The sequence below is a fragment of the Methylophaga sp. UBA5088 genome (genome assembly GCF_002414625.1).
Classification (GTDB): domain Bacteria; phylum Pseudomonadota; class Gammaproteobacteria; order Nitrosococcales; family Methylophagaceae; genus Methylophaga; species Methylophaga marina.
In genome coordinates this window covers 27,951-52,532 of sequence record NZ_DIAC01000085.1, presented here as the reverse complement: position 1 = coordinate 52,532, position 24,582 = coordinate 27,951, and the positions used below count along the sequence as shown (strand labels likewise).

Sequence of the window (24,582 nt, the reverse complement as noted above, 5' to 3'; positions counted from 1 at the left end):
GGTGGCTGATAAGCCGCTGAATATATTCCGTCACAATTTGTTCCGGGCTGATCAGCATGTCTATGGCAATGGCTTGTGGGTTTTCTTTATCAAATAACTGCGGCGTGGAGAGGTAACCGGTGGAGCGAATCCTAGCAATCTTTGTTGGCGTATTGTATAGCGTGTGACAAATCTGACAGGCCACCATATTGGTCTCATCACTATTAGTCACCGCCAGAATCAAGTCTGCATCTTCAGCGCCAGCACGAGCCAGAACATCGGGGTGTGAGGCTTGCCCTTGTATGGTACGGATATCGTAATGGTCCTGCAGCTTGAGCAAGTTGGTGCTGTCTGTGTCGACAAGCGTCACATCATCATCTTCTCGCGCTAGCGTTGCCGCAACAGAGGCGCCGACTTGTCCGGCTCCGAGGATCAGAATCTTCATGGTCGGTTCCTAAATCTGTTTGGTATCAATACCGAGAGAGCGAAGCTTTCGATAAAGATGGGTTCTTTCCATTCCCGCCAATTTGGCCGCTTTACCGACATTACCATCGGTTTCCTGTAATTTTTGCAGCAGATAAATACGTTCAAACTGTTCTCTGGCCTCGCGAAGTGGTAAGTCAAAATTGATAGTTTCATCGCCGTTCTCAATGGCTTCTGCTTCCGAGGCAAGTGCCGTGTCGACATCGGCGACATCAATATCTTCACCATTGCCGAGAACGAGTAAGCGTTGAATCACATTTTTGAGTTCAAGAACGTTGCCTGACCAGTCGTGATTTCTGAGGCGGTTTTGCGCTGCCACGGTAAAACGTCGATATGGCAGACCAGATCGTGTTGTCTGTGTATCCACAAAATGGTGTACCAACTCAGGGATATCTTCAATATGATCACGTAAAGGTGGAACTACCAATGTGATGCTGTTGAGCTGATACAAGAGACTTTCCAGAAAATCACCATTATCAACCGCTTTCTGCAAGGAATATTGTGTTGCACAGATGAGTTGACAGTGTTCAAGTTTATTACTTTCAAGAAGGTGTAATAGCAGTGCCTGTGCTTCATCACTCAGTAACGCTAAATCATTGATAAACAGACAGTTGTTTTTGGCCAGCGTGACAGCCTTGAGACTATCTAAAGGAAAACTTTCAGGGCTGACTTCAATAAACTTACCCCCTGCGTATTGTCCCAGGCTGTGTAGGTAATGAGAGAAGCAATGTTTACCTGTGCCTGGTTCGCCCACCAGAAGAATAGGCATTTCATGTTTAGCAACCCGTTCAACCTGTTCACGTAATAGTTTGATTTGATGGCTTTTGCCAACCGGTGCTTGTGCTAATTCTCGTTGAATAATCGCTTGTTTTTCTCGATTTTCCAGTGCCTGTTCGACACCGCGGAGTAACTTAGCGGTAGATAGGGGTTTCTCGATAAAATCACTTGCGCCTAAACGGGTTGCCTCCACGGCTGTTTCGATGGTGCCATGACCTGACATCATCACAATCGTGACACTCTTATTTTGTTGTTTGAATTCTTTCAGCAAACTGATGCCATCGATATCTGGCATCCAGATATCCAGCAGGATTAGGTCTGGTTGTTCTTCACTAAAGACTTGCTGTGCTTCTTGCCCATCAGCGGCTATTCTGACGTGATAGTTTTCGTCTTCCAGAATGTCTTTGATGAGTTCGCGGATATCCGGTTCATCATCTACAACAAGAATCAGTGGTTTATCGTTACTCACGACGGTGACTCCTCCAATGGCAATCTTATAATTATACTCGTTCCCTCTGGGTCCAGATTTTCTGCCCAGACATCACCACCATGTTCTTCAATCAATTTTTTAACGATGGCTAAACCCAGGCCCGTGCCTTTATGTTTGGTTGTGGCGTAAGGTTCAAATAATTTATCAATGATAGAAACAGGAATGCCTGGACCGTAATCCCGAACAGAAATTTCAAGCCAACGGCGTTGTTGGTGAGTAAGTGGATGGTAACTGATAACGATATCAACGGGAAGTTGAGCATCTTCACAAGCCTCAATCGCATTCTTCAGTAGATTATGCATGACCTGTCGGAAACGGTTGACATCAATTTCAACAGCGACATTTTCAGGGCTGTTCAAGAGGGTAAATTGGTGATTTGGATTGCTCTGATACATGGTCAGCACTTCCCGAATCAGCTGACCAATGTCATATGACTGGAGTTGAAGCGCAGGTGTTCGGGCATACTCTGAAAATTCATTCACCATCTCTTTCATTGCTTCGACTTGCTGAATAATGGTGTTGGTCAGTTTATCTACAGTTTCGAGCTGATTTTCCGGCACAATGGCATTGTATTTACGTTGTAGGCGTTCTGCAGAGAGCTGAATCGGTGTTAATGGATTCTTGATTTCATGAGCCAGCCGGCGTGCGACTTCGCCCCAAGCCGCATTACGCTGGGCTTGTAGCAGAGTAGTGATGTCTTCAAAGACAATCACCCAGCCACTGTTATTGGGTAACTCGGTACCATGACAAATCAATGTTTGGTTACCGTTTTGTTTTTGCAGTTCTACTTGTTGCTCCCAGGCGATGCCTTTGACAGCACAACGTTCAATCATTTCACAGAAGGTTTTCATGTTTTTATTAATTTCTGCGAGCTTGGATAACGGGCTTTCCAGACGTTGCTGTAACTTCACCCCTAGAATTTTACTACTGGCGTTATTGGCGGTGTGCAGGTAGAGGCGTTTATCCACAGTCACCACACCGCTGGATAAGCTACCTAGAACGGTGGTGAGATAACTGGTTTGTTGTTCGAGTAATCGGTGACTTCGTTGTGAGGCGTTACGGGCATGGGTCAGACGTTGAGTCATCTGGTTAAATGAGCGCACCAGAAATCCTATTTCGTCATGACCGGAAGCGGTCAGTTGCATATTATAGTTACCAGAGGCGACTGCTTGCGTGCCTTCAGCCAATTCTTGCAAAGGCTCGACAATACGGCGGGATATCCAGATAGCAAACCAGATTGATACCAGAATGGTTAAAAATACGATTAAGCTTAACGTGAGGGTGAAGACACTGATTAATGGCTTTCTCAGGTAGCTCAATTCTTTGTAATCCGCATAAGCATCTTGCACGGTTTTTCCCAAATCACTGAGATGATCATTGATGGGAAACAGCACATTGAGAATCCGCTCTTCAGCCAAGACCGATTTTTGTGGAATCCTAACAGCAGCGCGTAATTGAAGTTTATCGTTCTCGGATGGGTCCATGCCAATATAGTCTTCACCCTGAAGCAGCTGATGCATGATGGTATCGTTTGGTCTGTTTGGCACCATAATGGTTGGGCTTTCAATACTGGAGGCAATCGGTTGACCATCTCTGGCCCAGATGCTGAGCTCCAGTGCGCCACTTAACTGCGTTAAATCTCGTAGGCTATGTGATAGCTCATTATCGGGCAGTTCGCTTAATACCCCGGCCATCATCCGAGTTTGGCGTAACAGGGTGCGCATCCTTATACCAAAAGCCGTTCGACTTAATTCAAGCGAGTCATTGAGCGCTTGCTCTACCTTGACATCAAACCAGCTGTTAATGCCGCGATGCAGGAAGTGAATCGAGAAGCTATAAACAATCGATGTCGCGACTAAAATTAGCAGAACAAATAAGCTGACCAGCCTCACTGTCAGGCGTGAGCCTGCTTCATGCTTTTTAAAGTCACGATATAAACGATAGAGGCTACGTGCCAAAATGCCCACAAGCAATAATAAGCAAGCGACACCAATACCAAAGATAACGAGAAATAGCTCATTTAGCCGTGAGCTGTCCTGAGTGGCTGCACTTAGCAGATAGGCAAGAACAAGCAATAAAAAAGCGAGTGAAAAATAGGGAGCCGTACCTGAGCTTAATCGCTTAATGAGGCTTATAGCCATACTGCTTGAACCCATGGACTAGTTAATTGCCATTTGTCTGAGATCAATGCGCCTGGACGCATGGGGGTGGGTAAGGCATTGAGATCTAAACCGCTACGTATTTCGAGCACAAGATTATCTGGCTCTTGTGTAAATTCTGGTGGTAGCGATAAGGCATTAATATCACCTAGCGCTTTTAAGGCACCACTCAAGCTAGGGAAGTTTTGCTGCTCATGGGTGTCGAGTGACTCCACAATATATTGTTCAGACAGGGCATGATAGCGCAGCTCATAAGTCATCGTACTCTCCCACAGAGTGGTTTCCCACTGCCAGAAACTCCCTAGCAAAGGGAACGCATCTATTAGCCGGAATTCCTGTAAGAAAGTAATGGGTACACCGTTTTGCAGTGCTTCAATCACTCGTGGTGTCAGTGGGTAACTGATTTGAGCGGTGAGTACATAGGCATTACCAATGGGATGAACTACAGGGTTATTAACGCTAAAAACAGAGGCTGTGGCGGATGTTTGAATAAACAACCATAAGAAGAGTGATAGGAAAAGGCGTTTACTTACGACGTAGGCAGGCATAATAAAAACCGTCCATAACATCGTCACCAGGGAGTCTTTGGTAGCCAAAGGGTCTCGGTGTGGCTGGTGTTGGTGAGAGTCTAAGCTCTTCAGCTTCCGGATGTCGTTGTAGAAACGCTTCAATTTGCTGCTCATTTTCTTTTTTAAAGGCAGAGCAGGTAGTGTAAACCATTAAGCCATCAGGTTTTAGTAATGGCCATAAATTATCTAGCAAAATTTGCTGTTGACTGGCTAAGCTATCGATATCTTTGGGGTGGCGCAGCAGCTTAATGTCTGGATGTCGACGAATCACACCGCTACCGGTACATGGCGCATCAATAAGAATACGATCAAAAGCCTGTCCGTCCCACCACGCTGATGTGTCGGCTGCATCAGCTGCGATTAGGGTGGCATGTAATCCAAGTCTATCTGTATTTTGTTGGATCTGAAGTAAGCGATCAGCTGAGATATCAATGGCTGTGATGTCATTGTTAGGAGAGGATTCGAGAATATGGCATGTTTTACCACCAGGTGCAGCGCAAGCGTCTAGCGCACGTTGTCCTGGCTTGATATCCAATATCATTGTGGCTAGTTGAGCAGAACCATCTTGTACCGAAACCCAACCTTCCTCAAAGCCTGGGAGCTTATAAACATCACAAGGTTGGTCTAGTAATATCCCATTATCAGTGGCCTCTATGATTGAGGCTGTAATTTGCTGGGACGTTAACTGTTTTAAATATGCTTCACGTGAAACCTTCTGCTGGTTAACACGAAGCATCATCGGCGGCTGTTTATTGTTAGCCTCAATAATGTTTTGCCAGTTTTCTGGCCAGTCACTTTGATATAAATGGAGTAGCCAGTTTGGGTGAGCCTGACTTGCGGCTTCGTTTGCCAACAATTTTTGATCTATATGTTCTTGTTGCCTTAAGTAGTTTCTCAGGCAAGCGTTTAATAAACCACCCGCCCAGACTTTTTTGAGTTTTTTACTGGCATCCACAGTCTCTGAAATAGCGGCATGGTCCGGTGTATTTAAAAACCGTAACTGCAAAATTCCGAGTATTAAAAGCTGCTCAATATCCTTATCTTTCGCTTTGAACGGTTTTTTTATGAGTTGATGGGCGATAAATTGCAGAGTGGGGTAATGCCGTAAACTGCTATAACAGAGTTGCTGGCAGAAGCTACGATCTTTTTCATCGACATGAGGCAGGTAGTGAGCTAAAGCTGTATTGAGTGAGCGCTGCTGCACAACCACTTCATTCAGTATAAGTGCAGCATTCGTTCGTGCACCTTTTAAGTGGTAGGGCTTAGCCAAAATGATCGCCTACTTCGATTGAATGTGCATTGAGAAAGTCTTGAACAGACATGGCGCGTTTCCCGGGCAGTTGTAGCTCAGTGATGCGTAGTGTTCCATCGCTGGTGGCAACATCAATACCGGCTTTTGAGACATGGATGATTTGACCCGCTGCTTGTGCCGAGTGCTCTTTTATCCATTCTGCTCGCCATATACGAAAAACAGCATCATGCCAGAGTGTTTGAGCCACGGGCCAAGGATTAAAAGCGTTAATTTTGTGAAGAATATCTTGAGCGGTGGTGTGCCAATCTATATCCGCTTCTTTTTTATCCAGTTTAGCGGCATAGGTGCTTAAAGTATCATCTTGTGGTTGCGCATGTTTTTGTTGAACTTCGATATTGTTGAGAGACTCAACCAAGGTTTTTGCTCCCAAGACAGCGAGGCGATCATGTAGGATTTGCGCTGTGTCTTGTTCAGTAATCGGGCAACGTGTTTCAGCAAGCACAGGGCCGGTATCAAGACCGGCTTCCATTTGCATAATGCATACTCCTGATTCTTTATCACCAGCTAATATGGCTCTTTGAATAGGTGCAGCACCTCGCCAGCGGGGTAAGAGTGAAGCATGAACATTAATACAACCCAGTCTTGGGGTGTCCAACACGATTTGTGGCAATAAAAGTCCATAAGCGACAACAACCATTAAATCAGCTTGATAAGCAGCCAATATGTTTACGGCATCATCAGTTTTAAAGTTAAGAGGCTGTTCAACAGGAATATCGTGTTCCTGTGCAACTTGTTTTACTGGACTGGCCGTCAGTTTACGACCCCGGCCCGCAGGACGATCGGGCTGAGTGTAAACAGCGCATATTTCATGCTCGGTATGAATCAGTGCTTTCAGTGTTTCTGCGGCGAAAGCCGGAGTACCGGCAAAAATAATGCGCATTCAGAATCCTTATAGTTTTTGTTTTTGATGTTTTTCTAGGCGTTTTTTTATACGTTGACGCTTTAGATTGCTCAGGTAGTCAACAAATAATTTTCCATCTAAATGATCGATTTCATGCTGAACACAGGTTGCCAGCAATCCCTCTGCGGCAAGCTCAAATTCCTCACCATGTCGATTTAATGCCCTGACTTTTATTGTGTCAGCACGAACAACAGTTTCATAAGCTTCAGGGACTGATAAGCAACCTTCCTCGTACTCCCGCTCGCCTTCTTTATCAAGGATTTCCGGGTTTATTAGAATCAGAGGGTCGGATTTATCTTCTGAAATATCGATCACAATCAGGCGCTTTTGCACATCCACTTGATTCGCTGCGAGTCCGATTCCTGGCGCATCATACATCGTTTCGAGCATATCGTCGGCAAGTTGGCGAATGTCGTCAGTCACTTTCTGGATGGGCTCGGCTTTTTTGCGCAACCTTGGATCAGGGAAATGAAGAATATTTAAAATGGCCATGAGTAATACCTATCAGGATGAGTTGCTGCATATACAAACCTTATATTGTAGTCTGCCAGCGACGTATTGAAAATATGACGCGATTACAATGCACATAACTTATGGCTCTGATTGTTCAGCATTCGTCTACACCCGAATACAGGTAAAGTCATAAGCGGCATTGATTAACGTTTTTTCAATACTTTTTTCTGTATTGTGTGCCTGATGCGACAGATAAAGTGGAAGACTAGTTTCTCGAGCAAGCCTGAGAATTGATGGTCAGAGTTTACTTGTCGCATAAAAATGATTAAGTTTGACGCTGGTAGCGATACTTGATTAGTTATAAGGCTTATAACACACTACTCAAATTGCCCATAACAGGATTGTGGCGAGATTAAGTCCATGAGGATGGTTCGATGATAAAGCACATTGCGATGAGTTTGATTTTTCTTCTGCTGAGCACGCCTTTGCTGGCTAAGGAAGTGGAGCTTAATCCAGATCATCCCCAGCAATACACAGTTAAGAAAGGCGATACCTTATGGGATATCTCAGGGATGTTTCTCAAGTACCCCTGGCATTGGCCTGATATTTGGTATGTAAACCCGCAAATCGAAAATCCACACCTGATTTACCCCGGGGATGAATTGTCTCTCAGTTATCGTAATGGCAAACCTGTTATTGAAGTCAATCGTGGCAAACGCAGTGTCAAGTTATCGCCTGAAGTGCGTGAAACGATTCTGGATAAACCGATTATGACAATACCGTTGTCAGCGATTGGTCCTTTTTTATCTAAGCCAAGAGTGGTTGGGGAAGAGGCCTTAGATAACGCCCCTTATGTCGTGGCAAGTGCTGATGAACGTCTGATTTCAGGGGCCGGTGACTATGTTTATGTAAAAGGCATCGCTGATAGAGAAAGTGATACATACAGTCTTTTCCGTGGTGGTAAAGCCTACAAGGATCCTGATAATGGAGAAGTGTTGGGCTATGAAGCGATTTACTCAGGTGATGCTGAGCGCTTAACCAAGGAAGATCCTGCAAAAGTACGACTCACCTACACTAATAGAGAAATTCAGGTAGGCGATCGTTTGCTAGAAATTGAAGATCAGGATTTTGATCTGAATTTTATCCCACGTTCACCTGAAAAGCCTCTCAATGGTCGTATTATTTCTGTGTTTGATGGTGTTTCTCAGATAGGGCAGTACCAGATAGTGGTTTTGACGTTAGGTAAACGAGATGGTCTGGAAACGGGGCATGTGTTATCCGTTTATCAAGCAGGAGAAACGATCAAAGACTCCGTTTCTGCAGACAACAAAGATACCGTGACGTTACCTGATGAGCATGCTGGTGAAGCGATGGTATTCAAACTATATGACAAAGTCAGTTATGCCATCATTATGAAAGCCACAACGGCCATTCATTTATACGATCGAGTGAAAAGCGCGCCTTAAAAGGACTTATTCAGCGGAATGACAGCTAACAAGCAAAGTGAATTGGCTTGTTGGATTGCTTTACAACGAGTGCCAGGGATTGGCCCAGTAACATACCACAAGCTATTGCAGCAGTATGGCAGTCCACAATACATATTAAACAACCCTAATCAGTTAAGCGGTTTCAATGAAAAACTGGTAGAGAACCTCCGTCATCCCGACTGGCAACAGGTTGAGCAAGACTTACTCTGGTTGGAGCAAGACGATCGCTATATCCTCACCATCGACGATGAACGTTATCCCGTTTTGCTTAAAGAAATTTCAGACCCGCCGCCATTACTCTACGTACAGGGGGAGGTTTCATTATTAAACGATTGGCAGTTGGCTATCGTCGGTAGCCGTAACCCTTCTGCTTCAGGCAGAAATACCGCCTATGACTTTGCTCATTATCTTGCTGATGGTGGCTTAGTCGTCACCAGTGGACTTGCGATGGGCATTGATGCCGCTGCACATAAAGGTGCGTTGAGTTGTGGGAAAACCATTGCCGTTGTTGCTACAGGGCTTGATCGTGTTTATCCAGCGAAACACAGACAGTTAGCTCATGATATTGTTAAAAATGGGGTTATCGTTTCAGAGTTTCCCTTGGGTACATCACCCAAACCAGAATTATTTCCCAGACGAAATCGAATTATAAGTGGCTTATCGCTGGGTACCTTAGTTGTGGAAGCTGCCTTAAAGAGTGGTTCTCTAATCACTGCCAGAATGGCGATGGAGCAATCACGTGAAGTCTTTGCCATTCCCGGCTCGATTCATAATCCTTTATCGAGAGGCTGCCATCAGTTAATTCGGGATGGTGCCAAACTAGTGGAAACAGCTCAGGATATTTTAGAAGAGTTGGGTGCGCTGGCCGGTCTTAAGCCACAAGCAATACAAACTGAAGAAGAAATAGAATCTACACATGAAAAGGATGGCGATTATCAAGTTCTGCTTAACCATCTTGGATATGACCCCATCGCTATTGACAGGTTGATAGAAAATACTGGATTGACGGCTGATGCGGTTTCATCCATGCTGTTATTACTAGAGCTAGAGGGTGAGGTCGAGTCATTACCCGGCGGCCGTTATGTTCGGACGGGTTCCTGAACCAGGCTTATTAAAGAGAGTCAAATGAAAGAAAATGTCATTGATGTGTTGTTATATCTGTTTGAAACCTACATCGATACGGAAGAGCGAAACAAACCTGACAATGAGATATTAGAGCTTGAGTTAGAGCAGGTTGGTTTTCAGGAATTAGAAATCCACAAAGCGCTAGAATGGCTAGATAACATGACCGTTGCATCGGATCAGCCGCTCAAACGACATGCCACAATGCGTGTATTTTGTGATGTTGAACTAGAGCGCTTGGATGTGCACTGTCGTGGTTATTTACTGTTTCTGGAACAAGTCGGTGTTTTAGACGTCGAAACCCGTGAAATAGTGTTAGAACGAGTCATGGCACTGGATGCTGAAGAAATTGACCTTGATCAGCTTAAGTGGGTCGTGCTGATGGTGTTATTTTATCAGCCAGGAAGAGAAGTCGCGTTTGCCTGGATGGAAGACTTGGTCTTTGAAGACATGGAAGCCGTCGTTCACTAGACTAAAAATATTAGAATAAAAAACTCCAACATCGCCCGTCACAAAGGGCTTTGCTTGTATGTGCGTAGGTTTTTGGTATCGGAGAAAATGGGAAAGAAACTAGTCATCGTTGAATCGCCAGCCAAGGCGAAAACAATCAAAAAATACCTCGGTAAGGATGTAGAAGTATTAGCATCTTATGGGCATGTACGTGATTTATTGCCAAAAGAGGGGGCTGTCGACACCGCTAAAGATTTTGCGATGAAATATCAAGTCATTGATCGCAACAGTAAGCATGTCGATGCGATTGTAAAAGCGATGAAAAAAGCCGATGCCCTCTATCTCGCGACTGACCCTGATAGAGAAGGGGAAGCGATATCCTGGCACTTGTTCGAGTTGCTGAAAAAGCGTGGCGCGCTTAAAGACAAAGATACTCATCGCGTTGTTTTCCATGAAATTACTAAACAAGCTGTTAATGATGCGGTAGCTCATCCGCGTGAGTTATCCATGTCACTTGTTAATGCCCAGCAAGCAAGACGAGCACTTGACTACCTTGTCGGCTTTACTCTCTCCCCCTTGTTGTGGAAAAAGGTGCGACGTGGTCTATCTGCTGGACGCGTGCAAAGTCCAGCACTGAGAATGATCGTCGAGCGAGAGCTGGAGATTGAAGCATTCATTGCCAAGGAATACTGGAGTATCGAAGCGGATGCTGTCGCTGAAAAGAAAGATTTCCAGGCCAAGCTAACTTATTTTGAAGGTGAGAAACTCAGTCAGTTTAGTGTTACTGACGAAAAACAATCATCGAGCGTTGTAAAAAAATTAGAGAAAGCGGCAGAAGGCAAACTGCTGGTTTCGAATGTGGAGAAAAAACAACGTAAACGTAATCCGGCAGCCCCGTTTACAACCTCTACTCTTCAGCAGGAAGCGTCACGAAAAATTGGCTTTGGTGCCCAACGCACTATGAGCGTTGCCCAGCAACTTTATGAGGGTGTTGATACGGGTGAAGGCGCGGTTGGTTTAATCACCTATATGCGTACTGACTCCGTCACATTAGCTCAAGAAGCCTTAGACGAAATACGTGGATTCATTGCAGAAAAATATGGCCAGAAAATGGTGCCTGCAAAACCACAGGAATACAAAACCAAATCAAAAAATGCACAAGAAGCCCATGAGGCGATACGTCCGACTTCTGTGCTAAGAACACCAGAAGAAATGAAAGCGTATCTTTCAGCTGATCAGTTAAAGCTCTACACACTGATCTGGCAGCGCACCATGGCAAGTCAAATGATTCATGCTACCTTGAATACGGTTGCCGTTGACCTTGCCTGTGGTAAAGGTAATACATTCCGAGCCAATGGTTCGACAGTGGTTAATCCCGGCTTTATGAGTGTCTATCTGGAAGATAAGGATGACGCTGCCAGTAGTGATAAAGATGAAAAATTATTGCCGGCAATGGAAGTGGGCCAGGTGGTTGAGTTAAAAGCCATCAGACCGGAGCAGCATTTTACAGAACCACCACCTCGCTACAGTGAAGCCAGCCTGGTCAGAAGTCTTGAAGAGCATGATATTGGTCGACCATCGACTTACGCCAGTATTATTTCTACCCTCGTGCAGCGTGAATATGTGGAAATAATTAATAAACGTTTTCATCCCACGGATGTTGGTCGTGTGGTAGGGAAATTCCTTGTTGATCATTTCACGAAATACGTTGATTACAATTTTACCGCTGAATTGGAAGATGAGCTTGATGCGGTAGCCAGAGGCGAGGAAGAGTGGATACCATTGCTGAGGAAGTTCTGGGGTCCATTCAAAGAACAAGTCGAAACAAAAGATAAAGAAGTTCAGCGTAGTGATGTAACACAAGAGCTTCTGGATGAAGACTGTCCAAAATGCGGTAAAAAATTATCCAGCCGTCTTGGTCGCAGTGGCCGCTTTATTGGTTGTACTGGCTATCCTGAGTGTGATTACACACGAAATATCGATGGTGAAGAGACAAGCAATAATGAACCTGAGGTTGTTGAAGGCAGAAAATGTCCGAAGTGTGACTCTGATTTATGGATACGAACTGGTCGTTATGGAAAATTCATCGGTTGCTCCAGTTATCCTAAATGCAAGCATATTGAGTCATTAGAGCGCCCAGTTAATACCGGTGTTGAATGTCCGCAATGTCACAAAGGCGAGATTCTGACGCGTAAGTCACGTCGAGGCAAAGTGTTCTATTCCTGTTCTGAGTACCCAGATTGCGATTATGCTTTGTGGAATGAGCCATTAAAAGAACCATGTCCGAAGTGTAATTGGCCAATCTTAACGCTCAAGACAACCAAAAGCCGCGGCACAGAGAAAGTCTGCCCACAAAAAGACTGTGATTACTCAGAGAAAGTGGAAAGCTAGAGCCTGTTTTACTTAGGGTAGGCTTTATTTAAGTTGTTGTTGAATACTTATCGCCAGCTCTCTATCTTTTTTTGCTGCTTCTAAGGCGGATTGTTGGCGAGCCTCATCGTCTTCAAGCAGCCCATTTTTCAAGTCAAGACCAATGTATATCAAGTTTTCATAAATGGTGAATAAAGGGGCGCTTGGCTGACCATTTAAAAATGGCTCATTATGTTTAAAGTCTCGGCTGTATTTGTTTTTTAGAGAAATATATTCAGGTGTCCATGTGTGGTTGCGATACTGAATAAACTCAAAAATATTATTGTTTTGTTTCGCCTGTTGATAATGCTGGATTAGTTGCTCCTGAATCTTGATGTAATTGCTGACCATTTCATTGGTATAGGCATTTATATTTTTTTGACTTAACTCCGTCAGCTGGTGTTGTTTTGGCGTTTGAGGTGAAGGTGCATTAGTGTCATCACAGCCCATCAGCAACAGTGTAAACAACATCAATAAACTGATTTTTAAGATACGGTGCGGGCTTGTGAGATGAATACGCATTATGAATACCTTACCTTTCAGATTGAGCAGTTTTGTCGGATTTCTTCTCACTATGCCCCAGAGATTTGTCAGGGGCAATCACATCACGCACGAGTTGTTTCAACTCAGTAATGTCAGGGAACCGTCCCTCTTGCTTTCGAGACCAAAGTAGTTGTTCATTTGCGTGTACCTCAAAAAGACCACCGGAAGCAGGAATTAAGCTTAATGATGTAATTTCATCATCAAAAGTCGTTAATAGCTCTTGAGCCATCCAGGTGGCTCTTAATAACCAGCGACATTGTGTGCAGTAGCTGATCGCAATATGATTATTCTGAGTAGCCAAGTTAATCTGCTTTTAAATTTTCAAAACATGTTTCAGCTTGTTGCATCGCTTGTTCAACTGTTTCAGCCAACACATTGAAGTGACCCATTTTACGGCCAGGACGTGCTTCTTGTTTCCCATACAGATGGAGTTTTATATTTGTCTCTGAGAGCAATGTTTCCCAGTGAGGCTGGCTGTGACCCCAGACATCACCCAATAAGTTCACCATGACAACAGGGCTGATTAAGTCACAATCCCCAGCTGGTAAGCCACACAACATACGAACTTGCTGTTCGAATTGTGACGAAGAGCAAGCATCAAGTGTGTAATGACCAGAGTTATGTGGACGAGGCGCAATTTCATTCGCGATGATTTCACCATCCTGACTCACAAAAAACTCTACTGCCATGGTGCCAACATACCCTAGACCTTTGGCGATATCATTAGCGATCTGAATCGCTTTTTGGGACTGCTCGGCACTAACGGATGTGGGAACGGTTGTCGTATGTAAGATGCCATTCACGTGGGCATTTTCAGCGACTGGAAAGTTAATAATTGTACCTGTCTGACTTCTTGCTAAAACAACAGAAATTTCTTTGTCTAAATCAATGCGTTGCTCTAAAACACATTCTTTTTCTGCTAATGTTTCAAAGCCTGCGTACACATCTTCAATAGTCTGACATGGGACTTGACCTTTACCGTCATAACCAAAGGTCGCGACTTTGAGAATCGCAGGAAACCCAATGACTTTCTCTGCTTCAGCAATATCTTGTTTGTTACGAATTGTGAAAAAAGGGGCCGTTTGTATACCTAGTGAGGCGATAAAATTTTTCTCAACATTACGGTTTTGTGTTGAGGCAAGCGCCTTCGAAGAAGGGTGGACTGTGGTTCTTTGTTCAAGAAAGGCTAATGTTTGCGCAGGAATATTTTCAAACTCTGTTGTGATGGCATCACAGAGTTTTGCCATATTTGCTAATGCCTCTTCATCATCATAAGCAGCGCAAATATGCTGATCTGCAATAATGCCAGCTGGGCTCTGAGGATCGGGATCGAGGACAATTACTTTATAGCCCATCACTTGTGCTGCTGAGGTAAACATGCGGCCGAGTTGTCCACCACCCAGCATACCTAAAGTTGAACCGGGTAATATCTGTGTATTCATCATGGACCTCATTAAATTTATGCTAATCGTAAAGTAAGTGAAGCTATCTTTAATATAAATGTGTCATTGATTAAAATTTAATCAATGTTTCATCAGTTTGTGTACTATTGAGGTGGTAAAGTCATCTCAACAACGGTTTGATGTTGTTTTTTACGGAAAGCGTCGAGCTTTGCCGAGAGCTGTTCGTCGTTGATGGCTAACTGGGCTATAGCGAATAAAGCCGCATTGGCTGCGCCAGCTTCACCGATGGCAAAGGTTGCAACCGGCACGCCTTTTGGCATTTGTACGATAGATAGCAGTGAGTCTTGACCTTTCAGGTATTTGGATGGCACTGGCACACCTAAAACCGGGACGATCGTACTGGCGGCTAACATGCCTGGTAAGTGCGCTGCTCCGCCGGCGCCTGCTATAATACAAGCCAGTCCTCGCTGTTGAGCTGATTCCGCATACGCTGTTAAAAGGTCAGGGGTACGGTGAGCTGAGACCACTTTGGCTTCATAGCTGATGCCAAATGCGTCAAGTTGCTCAACGGCTTTTTGCATAACGGGCCAGTCACTGTTGCTGCCCATGACGACACCGATTAAGGGTTTGTCCATGATCGTTCCGTAGTTTTCGTCAAAAACAGTGCATTTTAGCTATTTTATTGAAAATAGGAAAATTTAACGCTCATATTTTGCCAAGGAAGGTATCGTAATAATTGAATGGCAAGGTATCCATCGTTATAATAGATGATCCTTTCTGCCGTATTTGGTCAACGCTCCTCGAAGACGATTCCGAATACCGCCGGACTATCCGACGGGTGAGCAGTGACGGCGCTAACTAATATGAAGGTACGTGACGTGAGTCAGCCAACAGAAATGAATCAAGGTCTTTACAGACCGCAATTTGAACGTGATAACTGTGGTTTTGGCCTAATCGCCCAGATGGACGATAAAGCCAGTCATTGGTTAATCGAGACTGCAATTGAAGCCTTGGGTAATCTTACCCACCGTGGTGCTATTGGCGCTGATGGGAAGACCGGGGACGGTTGCGGCTTATTGCTGAAGAAACCAGATAGCTTTTTTAAAGCCATAGCGGAAGAGCATGGTTATAGCTTATCTCCACTCTATGCCGTGGGGATGGTTTTCTTATCGCAGGACGATGCCAAAGCAGATTTTGCGCAAAACGCGGTTGCTCAGAGTCTGACCAAGCAAGGCTTAGAGGTTTTAGGCTGGCGTGATGTGCCCGTTGATCCAGCTTCGGCTTGCGGTCAGCAAGCATTAACATCACTGCCTGTGATGCGCCAAGTCTTTGTCAACGCCGCGAAAGATATGTCTGAAGCTGATTTTGAACGTCAGCTGTATATCGCGCGCCGTCAAGCTGAGAAAGCTGTGACTGATGACGCGGATTTCTACATTCCTAGTTTGTCTTCACACGTGGTGTCTTATAAAGGTTTGGTTATGCCGTCTTACTTGCCGGTATTCTATAAAGACCTGAATGACAAACGCATGGAAACATCGATTGCTGTTTTCCATCAACGCTTTTCAACCAACACTTGGCCGCAATGGCGTTTGGCTCAACCATTCCGTTATTTAGCGCACAATGGTGAAATTAACACTGTTCAAGGTAACCGCAATTGGGCATTAGCGCGTGGTGCCAAGTTTGCGACATCTCTCATTGAGAACATGGATGATATTCGCCCATTAGTCGGCACTTCTGGTTCCGACTCATCCAGCATGGATAATATGCTGGAAGCTTTATTAGCCGGTGGCGTCAGTCTCTTCCGTGCGATGCGTTTGATTATTCCACCTGCATGGCAGAATGATCCAACCATGGATGCTGATTTAAAAGCATTTTACGATTATAACTCTATGCATATGGAGCCATGGGATGGTCCTGCAGGCGTAGTGACAACCGATGGTCGTTATGCTGCATGTACATTAGATAGAAATGGTCTGCGCCCTGCCCGTTATATCATCACCAAAGATCGCCATATCACATTGGCCTCTGAAGTGGGTGTGTATAAATACGAGCCGGAAGATGTCATCGCGAAAGGTCGTTTGAAGCCAGGACAAATGCTTGCCGTTGACACACAAACTGGTGAGTTATTGATGCCGGAAGACATCGATAACATGCTGAAAAAAGCACAACCTTATCGTCAATGGTTAGAAAATAATCTGCAAAGATTGTCTGATGCGGCTGATGATGAAACTGGCCCTACACTTGAAGGTGAGGAATACCAGGTTTATGAGAAACTGTTCAACATCACCTTTGAAGAGCGCGATCAGGTCATCCGTGTTTTAGGTGAGGCTGGACAGGAAGCGATTGGTTCAATGGGTGACGATACGCCGTTTCCTGTTTTATCTAAACATGTCCGTTCTGTTTACGATTATTTCCGTCAACAATTTGCCCAGGTCACCAACCCGCCAATTGACCCACTTCGCGAAAATATAGTGATGTCTTTGGAAACATGTTTCGGTGAAGAGCGAAACATGTTCGAAGAAGGCGAAGATCATGCTCAACGTGTTGTCGTTGATTCGCCTGTACTGTCAGAAAGTCAGTTCCGCCAATTATTGGCAATGGGTAAAGACAATGCTGAATATGAGTCAGTGACTATATCACTGAACTACGATCCAGCAGTCGGTCTTGAAGCTGCCATTGATGCGCTTTGCGATAAAGCTATCAAAGCAGTCGCTGATGGTACCGTTGTGGTTGTGTTGAGTGACCGTGATATAGCTAAAGATAAACTGCCTATTCATGCTTTATTGGCGACAGGTGCAGTGCATCAACGTCTTATTCAGGCTGGCCTGCGTTGTGATGCGAACGTTATCGTAGAAACTGCCACAGCGCGTGATCCACATCACTTTGGCACGTTACTAGGCTATGGCGCTACAGCTATTTATCCATACTTAGCTTATGCCTGTTTGAACGATATGATTCATACCAATGAAATTAAAGGGTTGGATCGTGCAGAGTTATGCCGTCGCTATCGTAAAGGTATCAACAAAGGGTTGTTCAAAATCACTTCAAAAATGGGTATTTCCACGATTGCGAGTTATCGCGGTGCCCAGCTATTTGAAGTTGTCGGCCTAAACGACAGCATCGTTGATAAATGCTTTACGGCAACCACAAGCCGTGTCAGTGGTTCAACATTTGAAGATCTTCAGTCTGATGATGAGACATTAGCAAAACTAGCTTGGAACCAACGTAAAAAACGTGCACAAGGCGGTTTGTTGAAGTTTATCCATGGTGGTGAGTATCACGCCTATAACCCTGACATTATCGCTACCTTGCAAAAAGCAGTTCAAGGTGGCAGCTATGATGATTACAAAGCCTATGCTGAGCTGGTGAATGAACGTTCACCTATGGTGTTACGTGACCTGATGAAGGTCAAACTATCGGATCAACCTCTTGAACTGAACCAAGTTGAAGATGTGAGCAACATTCTTAAACGCTTTGACAGTGCAGGTATGTCATTAGGCGCTTTATCGCCTGAGGCACATGAAGCACTCGCGGTGGCTATGAACAGATTAGGCGGCCGTTCTAACTCAGGTGAAGGTGGCGAAGATCCTGATCGCTTTGGTAATGAACGTGTTTCAAAAATCAAGCAGATCGCCTCTGGCCGTTTTGGTGTCACACCACATTATCTTGTTAATGCAGAAGTGTTGCAGATCAAAGTTGCTCAAGGTGCGAAACCTGGTGAGGGTGGTCAGTTGCCAGGTGGTAAAGTCAATCAGATGATTGCAACTTTGCGCCACTCTGTGCCAGGTGTGACATTGATTTCACCACCGCCACATCATGATATTTATTCAATCGAAGATCTTGCCCAGCTGATTTTTGACTTGAAACAGGTGAATCCTGATGCGCTGGTATCTGTGAAGCTAGTATCACAAGCTGGCGTGGGTACGGTCGCTGCTGGTGTGGCGAAAGCTTACGCCGATCTGATTACCATTTCTGGTTATGATGGTGGTACCGGTGCAAGTCCGCTTACCTCTGTGAAATACGCAGGTGGTCCATGGGAGCTAGGTCTGAGTGAGGCTCATCAAACGCTTCGTGCCAATGACTTACGCGATAAAGTACGCCTACAAACAGATGGTGGCTTAAAAACTGGTCTGGATGTTATCAAGGCAGCGATTCTTGGTGCAGAAAGTTTTGGCTTTGGTACTGGCCCAATGGTCGCGCTGGGTTGTAAATACTTACGTATTTGTCACCTCAATAACTGTGCAACCGGTGTTGCAACTCAAAATGAGAAGCTGCGTACGCAACATTTCATTGGTTTGCCACAGATGGTGATGAACTACTTCCAGTTTGTTGCTCGTGAAACACAAGAGTGGTTAGCTAAGTTAGGTGTGGTCAGTCTGCAGGATTTGATCGGTCGCACTGACTTATTGGAGTTATTACCGGGTGAAACGACAAAACAACAAAGTTTGAATTTGGCGCCGTTATTGTCTTCCGCTGGTGTGGCTGCTGATAAACCACAATTCTGTTTAGAGCCAAAAAATGAACCTTATGATAAAGGTGAATTGGCTGAGCAAATGGTGGTTGATATCAAAGAAACCATTGTTAACAAAACTGGCGGTAAATTCAGCTACGAAGTACGGAATATCAACCGGTCTATTGGTGCACGATTATCCGGTGAAATTGCCAAGCTGTACGGTAACTATGGCATGGCTGATAAACCGATTCGTCTCAAACTAAAAGGTTCTGCTGGTCAAAGCTTTGGCGTGTTCAATGCTGGTGGCCTTGAAATGTACCTTGAAGGTGATGCCAACGACTACGTTGGTAAAGGTATGGCTGACGGTAAGCTTGTTATCTATCCTTCACCTGAGAGTGAGTTTGAAACGCAAGAAGCCAGTATCATGGGTAATACGTGCCTATATGGTGCAACAGGCGGATCGCTTTATGCATCAGGTCGTGCTGGTGAACGCTTTGCCGTTCGTAACTCCGGAGCTACAGCTATCGTAGAAGGCGTAGGTGACCATGGTTGTGAATATATGACGGGCGGGGTTGTCGCTGTACTTGGTGAAACAGGGTTGAACTTCGGTGCCGGTATGACTGGCGGTCTGGCATTTGTATTAGATAGTGATAATACGTTTGCTGAGCGTTATAACAAAGAACTCGTCGAACTCGTCAGAATTGATAGCCCTGAAATGTCAGAATTATCACTCTATCTCAAAGGTATGATTGAAGATCATGTTCGTGAAACCGGTAGTGTGTGGGGACATCAGTTGCTCGATGCGTTTGAACAACGCATTAAAGAGTTCTGGTTAGTAAAACCAAAAGCAGCAGCAATTGATGGCTTGTTAAAACTTGCTACTAAAGCGGCATAAGTCCAGAGACTAAGATAATAATTATGGCAAAAAATACATTTCAGTTTTTAGATGTGGGGCGTTTCGACCCAAAGAAGCTTGATGCTGACGTTCGGATCAAACAGTTTGGTGAAATTTATGGTGATTTTGATGCCGATTCTTCAGCAGAGCAAGCAGACCGCTGTTTAGAGTGTGGTAACCCATACTGTGAATGGAAATGTCCCGTTCACAACTATATTCCGAATTGGCTGAAACTAGTCAGTGAGGGCAATTTAGAAGAAGCTGCCGAGCTATCCCATGCCACTAATACTCTGCCAGAAATTTGTGGCAGGGTTTGTCCGCAAGACCGGTTATGTGAAGGTGCGTGTACGTTAAATGATGGTTTTGGTGCAGTGACTATCGGTTCTGTTGAGAAATACATCACAGACACAGCGCTTGAGCAAGGCTGGCGCCCAGATTTGTCCAATGTCGTCGAGACTGGCAAACGTGTCGCTATCATTGGGGCGGGTCCAGCAGGTTTAGGTGCTGCCGATGTCCTTGTGCGTAACGGTGTAAAGCCTGTTGTATTTGACCGTTATCCAGAAATAGGTGGTTTGCTGACATTTGGCATACCTGAATTTAAACTGGAAAAACAGGTTGTTAAGCGTCGTCGTGAAGTACTTGAAGGCATGGGTGTTGAATTCCGCTTGAATACCGAAGTGGGTAAAGACGTTGATTTCCAGACATTAATTGATGACTATGATGCCGTATTCCTTGGTATGGGTTCATATACCTATATGAAGGGTGGTTTCCCTGGTGAAGACTTACCCGGTGTATATGAAGCCTTACCTTTCTTAGTAGCCAATAATAAACACTTACTCGATATTCCTACCGATGACTATGTCTCAATGGAAGGCAAACGCGTTGTGGTCTTGGGTGGTGGTGATACCGCAATGGATTGTAACCGTACTTCTATCCGTCAAAACGCAGAGAGTGTCACTTGTGCATATCGTCGAGATGAAGAGAACATGCCTGGTTCACGACGCGAAGTAAATAATGCGCGTGAAGAGGGTGTTCAGTTTTTATGGAACCGTCAGCCAGTAGAAATTGTGGGTAATGGTAAAGTCGAAGGCGTTAAAGTGGTGACTACCGCTTTAGGTGAAGCGGATGAACGTGGCCGTCGCCGTCCAGAGCCGGTGCCAGGAAGTGAAGAAATCATTCCTGCTGATGCGGTTGTCATTGCGTTTGGTTTCCGTCCAAGTCCAGCGCCATGGTTTGAGAAATTCAATATCTCAATCGATGATGGTGGTCGCGTATTAGCTCCTTCAGAAGCAGCGATTAAGTACCAAACAACTAACCCTAAGATTTTTGCCGGTGGCGATATGGTTCGTGGCTCTGACCTGGTTGTGACTGCAGTATGGGAAGGACGTCAGGCGGCAGAAGGTATTCTGGATTTCTTAGACGTTTAATTACTGATCTGCATCATTAAACAATAAGGCTTTTTCATACAGAGATATCGCATCCTGTATGATGAAGCCTTTTTTATATCTATTACTTTCAAAGTAGGTCCAGTTATTCAGGAGTCAATGGTGAGTAGTCTACAAAATGATCGTTATCTCAGAGCATTACTAAAACAGCCCGTCGATAAAACGCCGGTATGGGTAATGCGACAGGCGGGTCGATATTTACCTGAATATCGTAAAGTCAGAGAAAAAGCCGGTAATTTTATGACGCTTTGCTCGACCCCTGAACTGGCTTGTGAAGTGACACTGCAACCGCTCAGACGCTATGATCTTGATGCCGCGATCATCTTTTCTGATATTTTGACAATTCCTGATGCAATGGGGCTCGGACTACATTTTGTGACAGGTGAAGGGCCTAAGTTTTCAAAAACAATTCAGACTGCTCAGGATATAGCTAATCTTTCAGTTCCTGATATGGAAGATTCCCTGGGTTATGTGATGGATGCAATTCGTCTCACCAGAAAAGAAATCGATGGCAAAGTACCACTCATCGGTTTTAGTGGCAGCCCGTGGACATTGGCTTGTTATATGGTAGAAGGTGGTAGTAGTAAAGATTTCGCCAAGATTAAGGGAATGATGTTTGATGCACCTAATCAAATGCATGCTCTGTTAAACGTGTTAGCTGATTCTGTGATTGCCTATCTTAATGCCCAAATTAATGCCGGTGCACAGGCGATTATGTTGTTTGATACCTGGGGTGGGGCTCTCAGTCCTGAAAATTATAAAACCTTCTCTCTCGCCTATATGGAAAAAATTGTGAATGGTTTAACTAAAGAGTCTGAAGGCCGAGAAGTGCCGGTTACAGTATTTACCAAAGGTGGCGGACAGTGGCTCGAGTGGATGGCTGAAACTGGTGTCAATGGCCTTGGTCTAGATTGGACAACAGATATTCGTTCAGCAAGACAACGCGTTGGTGAGAAAGTCACACTGCAAGGCAATATGGATCCATGCGTGTTATATGCATCACCTGACCGAGTTGAACAAGAAGTTAGTACGATACTTGATGCTTATGGGAAAGGGACGGGCCATGTTTTTAACCTCGGCCATGGTATTCATCCATCAGTTGATCCAGAGAATATGGCAAGACTTGTTGAGTCAGTTCACCGATTAAGCGAAAAATATCATCAGTAAGCTTTGCTGATGATTGTTAAATATAAAAAAAGGGCAAGTAATCAATACTTGCCCTTTTTTGTAATGAGATTATCTAACGAGTGGTTTATTTACCAGTGTTAGTAAACTCTGGGTATGCTTCCATACCACATTCAACGTAGTCAACACCTTCGTACTCTTCTTCTTCAGAGACACGAATACCCATGACTGCTTTGAGAATACCCCAGACAATCAAGCTGACAACAAATACCCAAACAAAGATAGTTGCTGCACCGATTAACTGACCAGAGAAAGAAGCATCGCTGTTAGTTAATGGCACTGCTAACAGACCCCACAGACCAGCTGTACCGTGAACAGAGATTGCACCAACTGGGTCATCGATTTTCACTTTATCTAAGAAGATGATTGAGAAGACAACGATGATACCGCCGATTGCACCGATGATAGTAGCCATCAGTGGTGATGGTGTATCAGGGCCAGCTGTAATAGCAACCAAGCCTGCTAATGCACCGTTCAAAATCATTGTCAGGTCAGCTTTGCCAAACATCAGTTTAGCTACAATAAGTGCTGCTATAACACCGCCTGCAGCAGCAGCATTAGTGTTGAGGTAAACATTTGCAACGGCGTTTGCACTTTCAACTGAAGCAGTTGCTAGAACAGAACCACCATTGAAACCAAACCAACCCATCCACAGGATGAATGTACCCAGAGTAGCTAATGGTAAGTTAGCACCAGGAATTGGGTTAATTTGACCATTTGGACCGTATTTACCTTTACGAGCACCAAGTAACAGAACACCTGCTAAAGCAGCGGCAGCACCAGCCATGTGTACGATACCTGAACCAGCGAAGTCTAAGAAACCAAGATCGCCAAGGTTGTACATGCCGAATACGTCATTACCACCCCAAGTCCAGCTACCTTCCATTGGGTAAATGAAAGCAGTCATAACTACAGCAAAAGCAGCAAAAGTCCATAACTTCATACGCTCAGCGACTGCACCAGACACGATTGACATAGTGGCTGCAACGAAGACTGCTTGGAAGAAGAAGTCAGATGATGGTGAGTATGTTGCTGGATCCTCTGCGCCAGTAACACCGTCAGCAGCAAGACCATCCAAGAAAATACCGCCGCCATACATGAGATCATAACCAACAATCAGATACATGGTGCATGCGATAGCATAAGTTAAAATATTTTTAGTCAGTATTTCAGTGGTGTTTTTAGACCGAACCAAACCTGATTCAAGCATGGCAAAGCCGGCCGCCATCCACATTACCAAGGCGCCACTTACTAGGAAGTAAAAGGTATCCAGGGCATACTGGAGTTCGAAGATATTATTTTCCATATTCTCTACTCCTCAAGCTTATAATGCATCTGGGCCGGTTTCGCCTGTGCGAATGCGGACCACTTGCTCTAATGGGTAAACAAAGATTTTACCGTCACCAATTTTGCCAGTATTGGCACCTTTGATGATTGCTTCAATCACTTGTTCGATGATATCGTCATCAACGGCGATTTCTAGTTTCAATTTAGGTAAGAAATCAACGACATATTCAGCACCACGATATAACTCTGTGTGGCCTTTTTGACGTCCAAAACCTTTTACCTCTGAAACGGTCAATCCTTGTACGCCGATTTCTGAGAGAGATTCTCTGACATCATCAAGCTTGAAGGGCTTAATAATTGCTACAACTTGTTTCATAAGCGTATTTCCTTCTGTAGAAAATCTACCCCCTCAACATCGAGGGGGTAGCTGTGAGAAGTTTAGAATGATGAGCTAACACCAAATACGAAACGGTCATCAGATGTGCCGTTTTGTAATTCAAAGTCTTCACCGTCGCTGTTAGTACCAACGTAAGCTACTGACCAATCAAGACCGATGAAAGATTTAGACAATCCAAGTGTGTAATCTACATAGCTGTCTGAAAGGCTTGTGCCATCGTTACGATCTGAGTCTGTGTAACCGATTGCCGCATTGAAACCAACACCGTATGGTAGTTCGTAGTCAAATGACAGGTTATAATATGTTTCATCAATATCGCTGTCGCCACTCAGTTCGCTTGTGTAACCGACCATTGCTGTGAAATAGCTGTAAGACAGAGCACC

Annotated in this window: 21 protein-coding genes; 7 read left to right on the top strand and 14 right to left on the bottom strand. The window is 44.6% G+C overall.

Annotated elements, in window-relative coordinates; all coding sequences use genetic code 11:
- The 7 genes from B4K20_RS10760 to def all read right to left on the bottom strand — a co-directional run.
- The coding region (locus B4K20_RS10760) for an NAD-binding protein (protein ID WP_289282881.1) at window positions 1-424 on the bottom strand (424 nt) is incomplete at its 3' end.
- Window positions 425-433: 9 nt separating this feature from the next.
- The gene (locus tag B4K20_RS10755) at window positions 434-1,708 is read right to left on the bottom strand and encodes a sigma-54-dependent transcriptional regulator (RefSeq protein WP_289243557.1); all 1,275 of its coding nucleotides are present in this window, start codon (window positions 1,706-1,708) and stop codon (window positions 434-436) included.
- Window positions 1,705-3,870, bottom strand: a complete 2,166-nt coding sequence (locus B4K20_RS10750) for a sensor histidine kinase (protein WP_289282880.1) — start codon at window positions 3,868-3,870, stop codon at window positions 1,705-1,707. The genes B4K20_RS10755 and B4K20_RS10750 overlap by 4 nt, the downstream gene beginning before the upstream one ends.
- The gene (locus tag B4K20_RS10745) at window positions 3,861-4,436 is read right to left on the bottom strand and encodes a DUF4390 domain-containing protein (RefSeq protein WP_286306003.1); all 576 of its coding nucleotides are present in this window, start codon (window positions 4,434-4,436) and stop codon (window positions 3,861-3,863) included. Before B4K20_RS10745 ends, B4K20_RS10750 begins: the two co-directional genes overlap by 10 nt.
- Window positions 4,414-5,727: a 16S rRNA (cytosine(967)-C(5))-methyltransferase RsmB gene (gene rsmB / locus B4K20_RS10740; RefSeq protein WP_289282879.1), complete on the bottom strand. Its 1,314-nt coding sequence runs from the start codon at window positions 5,725-5,727 to the stop codon at window positions 4,414-4,416. Before rsmB ends, B4K20_RS10745 begins: the two co-directional genes overlap by 23 nt.
- Complete coding sequence (fmt, locus tag B4K20_RS10735; RefSeq protein ID WP_289243555.1) at window positions 5,720-6,649, bottom strand: methionyl-tRNA formyltransferase; 930 nt, start codon at window positions 6,647-6,649, stop codon at window positions 5,720-5,722. The genes rsmB and fmt overlap by 8 nt, the downstream gene beginning before the upstream one ends.
- Window positions 6,650-6,658: 9 nt before the next feature.
- On the bottom strand, window positions 6,659-7,162 hold the full coding sequence (def, locus tag B4K20_RS10730) for a peptide deformylase (protein ID WP_286306006.1): 504 nt from the start codon (window positions 7,160-7,162) through the stop codon (window positions 6,659-6,661).
- A gap of 395 nt (window positions 7,163-7,557) precedes the next feature.
- Between def and B4K20_RS10725 the strand changes: the two genes are divergently transcribed.
- From B4K20_RS10725 to topA, 4 genes are all read left to right on the top strand, one after another.
- Window positions 7,558-8,589: a LysM peptidoglycan-binding domain-containing protein gene (locus B4K20_RS10725; RefSeq protein ID WP_289282878.1), complete on the top strand. Its 1,032-nt coding sequence runs from the start codon at window positions 7,558-7,560 to the stop codon at window positions 8,587-8,589.
- 18 nt (window positions 8,590-8,607) lie between these two features.
- On the top strand, window positions 8,608-9,711 hold the full coding sequence (dprA, locus tag B4K20_RS10720; protein WP_289282877.1) for a DNA-processing protein DprA: 1,104 nt from the start codon (window positions 8,608-8,610) through the stop codon (window positions 9,709-9,711).
- A 24-nt stretch (window positions 9,712-9,735) separates the two neighbouring features.
- The gene (locus B4K20_RS10715; RefSeq protein WP_289282876.1) at window positions 9,736-10,203 is read left to right on the top strand and encodes a DUF494 family protein; all 468 of its coding nucleotides are present in this window, start codon (window positions 9,736-9,738) and stop codon (window positions 10,201-10,203) included.
- An 87-nt stretch (window positions 10,204-10,290) separates the two neighbouring features.
- Window positions 10,291-12,573: a type I DNA topoisomerase gene (topA, locus tag B4K20_RS10710; protein WP_286306010.1), complete on the top strand. Its 2,283-nt coding sequence runs from the start codon at window positions 10,291-10,293 to the stop codon at window positions 12,571-12,573.
- Window positions 12,574-12,597: 24 nt separating this feature from the next.
- Here topA and B4K20_RS10705 read toward each other — a convergent pair whose 3' ends face one another.
- The 4 genes from B4K20_RS10705 to purE all read right to left on the bottom strand — a co-directional run bounded on the left by B4K20_RS10705 (window position 12,598) and on the right by purE (window position 15,172).
- Complete coding sequence (locus B4K20_RS10705) at window positions 12,598-13,113, bottom strand: hypothetical protein (protein WP_289282875.1); 516 nt, start codon at window positions 13,111-13,113, stop codon at window positions 12,598-12,600.
- A 10-nt stretch (window positions 13,114-13,123) separates the two neighbouring features.
- Window positions 13,124-13,435, bottom strand: coding sequence for a SelT/SelW/SelH family protein (locus B4K20_RS10700; RefSeq protein ID WP_286306012.1), 312 nt, complete (start codon window positions 13,433-13,435; stop codon window positions 13,124-13,126).
- A gap of 1 nt (window position 13,436) precedes the next feature.
- Complete coding sequence (locus tag B4K20_RS10695) at window positions 13,437-14,576, bottom strand: 5-(carboxyamino)imidazole ribonucleotide synthase (RefSeq protein WP_289282874.1); 1,140 nt, start codon at window positions 14,574-14,576, stop codon at window positions 13,437-13,439.
- A 104-nt stretch (window positions 14,577-14,680) separates the two neighbouring features.
- A complete protein-coding gene (gene purE, locus B4K20_RS10690; protein ID WP_286306013.1) occupies window positions 14,681-15,172 on the bottom strand; it encodes a 5-(carboxyamino)imidazole ribonucleotide mutase in 492 nt (163 codons plus the stop codon).
- A 228-nt stretch (window positions 15,173-15,400) separates the two neighbouring features.
- Here purE and gltB point away from each other — a divergent pair, with 228 nt between their 5' ends.
- The 3 genes from gltB (at window position 15,401) to hemE (ending at window position 22,497) form a co-directional block, all read left to right on the top strand.
- A complete protein-coding gene (gene gltB, locus B4K20_RS10685; protein WP_289282888.1) occupies window positions 15,401-19,885 on the top strand; it encodes a glutamate synthase large subunit in 4,485 nt (1,494 codons plus the stop codon).
- A gap of 23 nt (window positions 19,886-19,908) precedes the next feature.
- Window positions 19,909-21,312, top strand: a complete 1,404-nt coding sequence (locus B4K20_RS10680; protein WP_289282873.1) for an FAD-dependent oxidoreductase — start codon at window positions 19,909-19,911, stop codon at window positions 21,310-21,312.
- 120 nt (window positions 21,313-21,432) lie between these two features.
- Window positions 21,433-22,497: a uroporphyrinogen decarboxylase gene (gene hemE, locus B4K20_RS10675; RefSeq protein ID WP_289282872.1), complete on the top strand. Its 1,065-nt coding sequence runs from the start codon at window positions 21,433-21,435 to the stop codon at window positions 22,495-22,497.
- An 85-nt stretch (window positions 22,498-22,582) separates the two neighbouring features.
- Here the strand turns inward: hemE and B4K20_RS10670 are convergent, their stop codons facing one another.
- The 3 genes from B4K20_RS10670 to B4K20_RS10660 all read right to left on the bottom strand — a co-directional run.
- A complete protein-coding gene (locus tag B4K20_RS10670) occupies window positions 22,583-23,821 on the bottom strand; it encodes an ammonium transporter (RefSeq protein ID WP_289282871.1) in 1,239 nt (412 codons plus the stop codon).
- A gap of 18 nt (window positions 23,822-23,839) precedes the next feature.
- Window positions 23,840-24,178 (bottom strand): P-II family nitrogen regulator, encoded by a 339-nt coding sequence (locus B4K20_RS10665; RefSeq protein ID WP_289282870.1) that lies wholly within the window; start codon window positions 24,176-24,178, stop codon window positions 23,840-23,842.
- Window positions 24,179-24,240: 62 nt separating this feature from the next.
- Window positions 24,241-24,582 (bottom strand): TorF family putative porin (locus B4K20_RS10660; RefSeq protein ID WP_289282869.1); only part of this gene is annotated, 342 nt, incomplete at its 5' end.

Bases quoted from the DNA above. Each gene is read 5' to 3' on its own strand.
- B4K20_RS10680 (WP_289282873.1), top strand. From the start codon at position 19,909: ATGGCAAAAAATACATTTCAGTTTTTAGATGTGGGGCGTTTCGACCCA.
- purE (WP_286306013.1), bottom strand. From the start codon at position 15,172: ATGGACAAACCCTTAATCGGTGTCGTCATGGGCAGCAACAGTGACTGG.
- B4K20_RS10745 (WP_286306003.1), bottom strand. From the start codon at position 4,436: ATGCCTGCCTACGTCGTAAGTAAACGCCTTTTCCTATCACTCTTCTTA.
- B4K20_RS10725 (WP_289282878.1), top strand. From the start codon at position 7,558: ATGATAAAGCACATTGCGATGAGTTTGATTTTTCTTCTGCTGAGCACG.
- B4K20_RS10670 (WP_289282871.1), bottom strand. From the start codon at position 23,821: ATGGAAAATAATATCTTCGAACTCCAGTATGCCCTGGATACCTTTTAC.
- fmt (WP_289243555.1), bottom strand. From the start codon at position 6,649: ATGCGCATTATTTTTGCCGGTACTCCGGCTTTCGCCGCAGAAACACTG.
- B4K20_RS10750 (WP_289282880.1), bottom strand. From the start codon at position 3,870: ATGGCTATAAGCCTCATTAAGCGATTAAGCTCAGGTACGGCTCCCTAT.
- B4K20_RS10715 (WP_289282876.1), top strand. From the start codon at position 9,736: ATGAAAGAAAATGTCATTGATGTGTTGTTATATCTGTTTGAAACCTAC.
- B4K20_RS10665 (WP_289282870.1), bottom strand. From the start codon at position 24,178: ATGAAACAAGTTGTAGCAATTATTAAGCCCTTCAAGCTTGATGATGTC.
- gltB (WP_289282888.1), top strand. From the start codon at position 15,401: ATGAAGGTACGTGACGTGAGTCAGCCAACAGAAATGAATCAAGGTCTT.
- def (WP_286306006.1), bottom strand. From the start codon at position 7,162: ATGGCCATTTTAAATATTCTTCATTTCCCTGATCCAAGGTTGCGCAAA.
- topA (WP_286306010.1), top strand. From the start codon at position 10,291: ATGGGAAAGAAACTAGTCATCGTTGAATCGCCAGCCAAGGCGAAAACA.
- dprA (WP_289282877.1), top strand. From the start codon at position 8,608: ATGACAGCTAACAAGCAAAGTGAATTGGCTTGTTGGATTGCTTTACAA.
- B4K20_RS10695 (WP_289282874.1), bottom strand. From the start codon at position 14,576: ATGAATACACAGATATTACCCGGTTCAACTTTAGGTATGCTGGGTGGT.
- B4K20_RS10705 (WP_289282875.1), bottom strand. From the start codon at position 13,113: ATGCGTATTCATCTCACAAGCCCGCACCGTATCTTAAAAATCAGTTTA.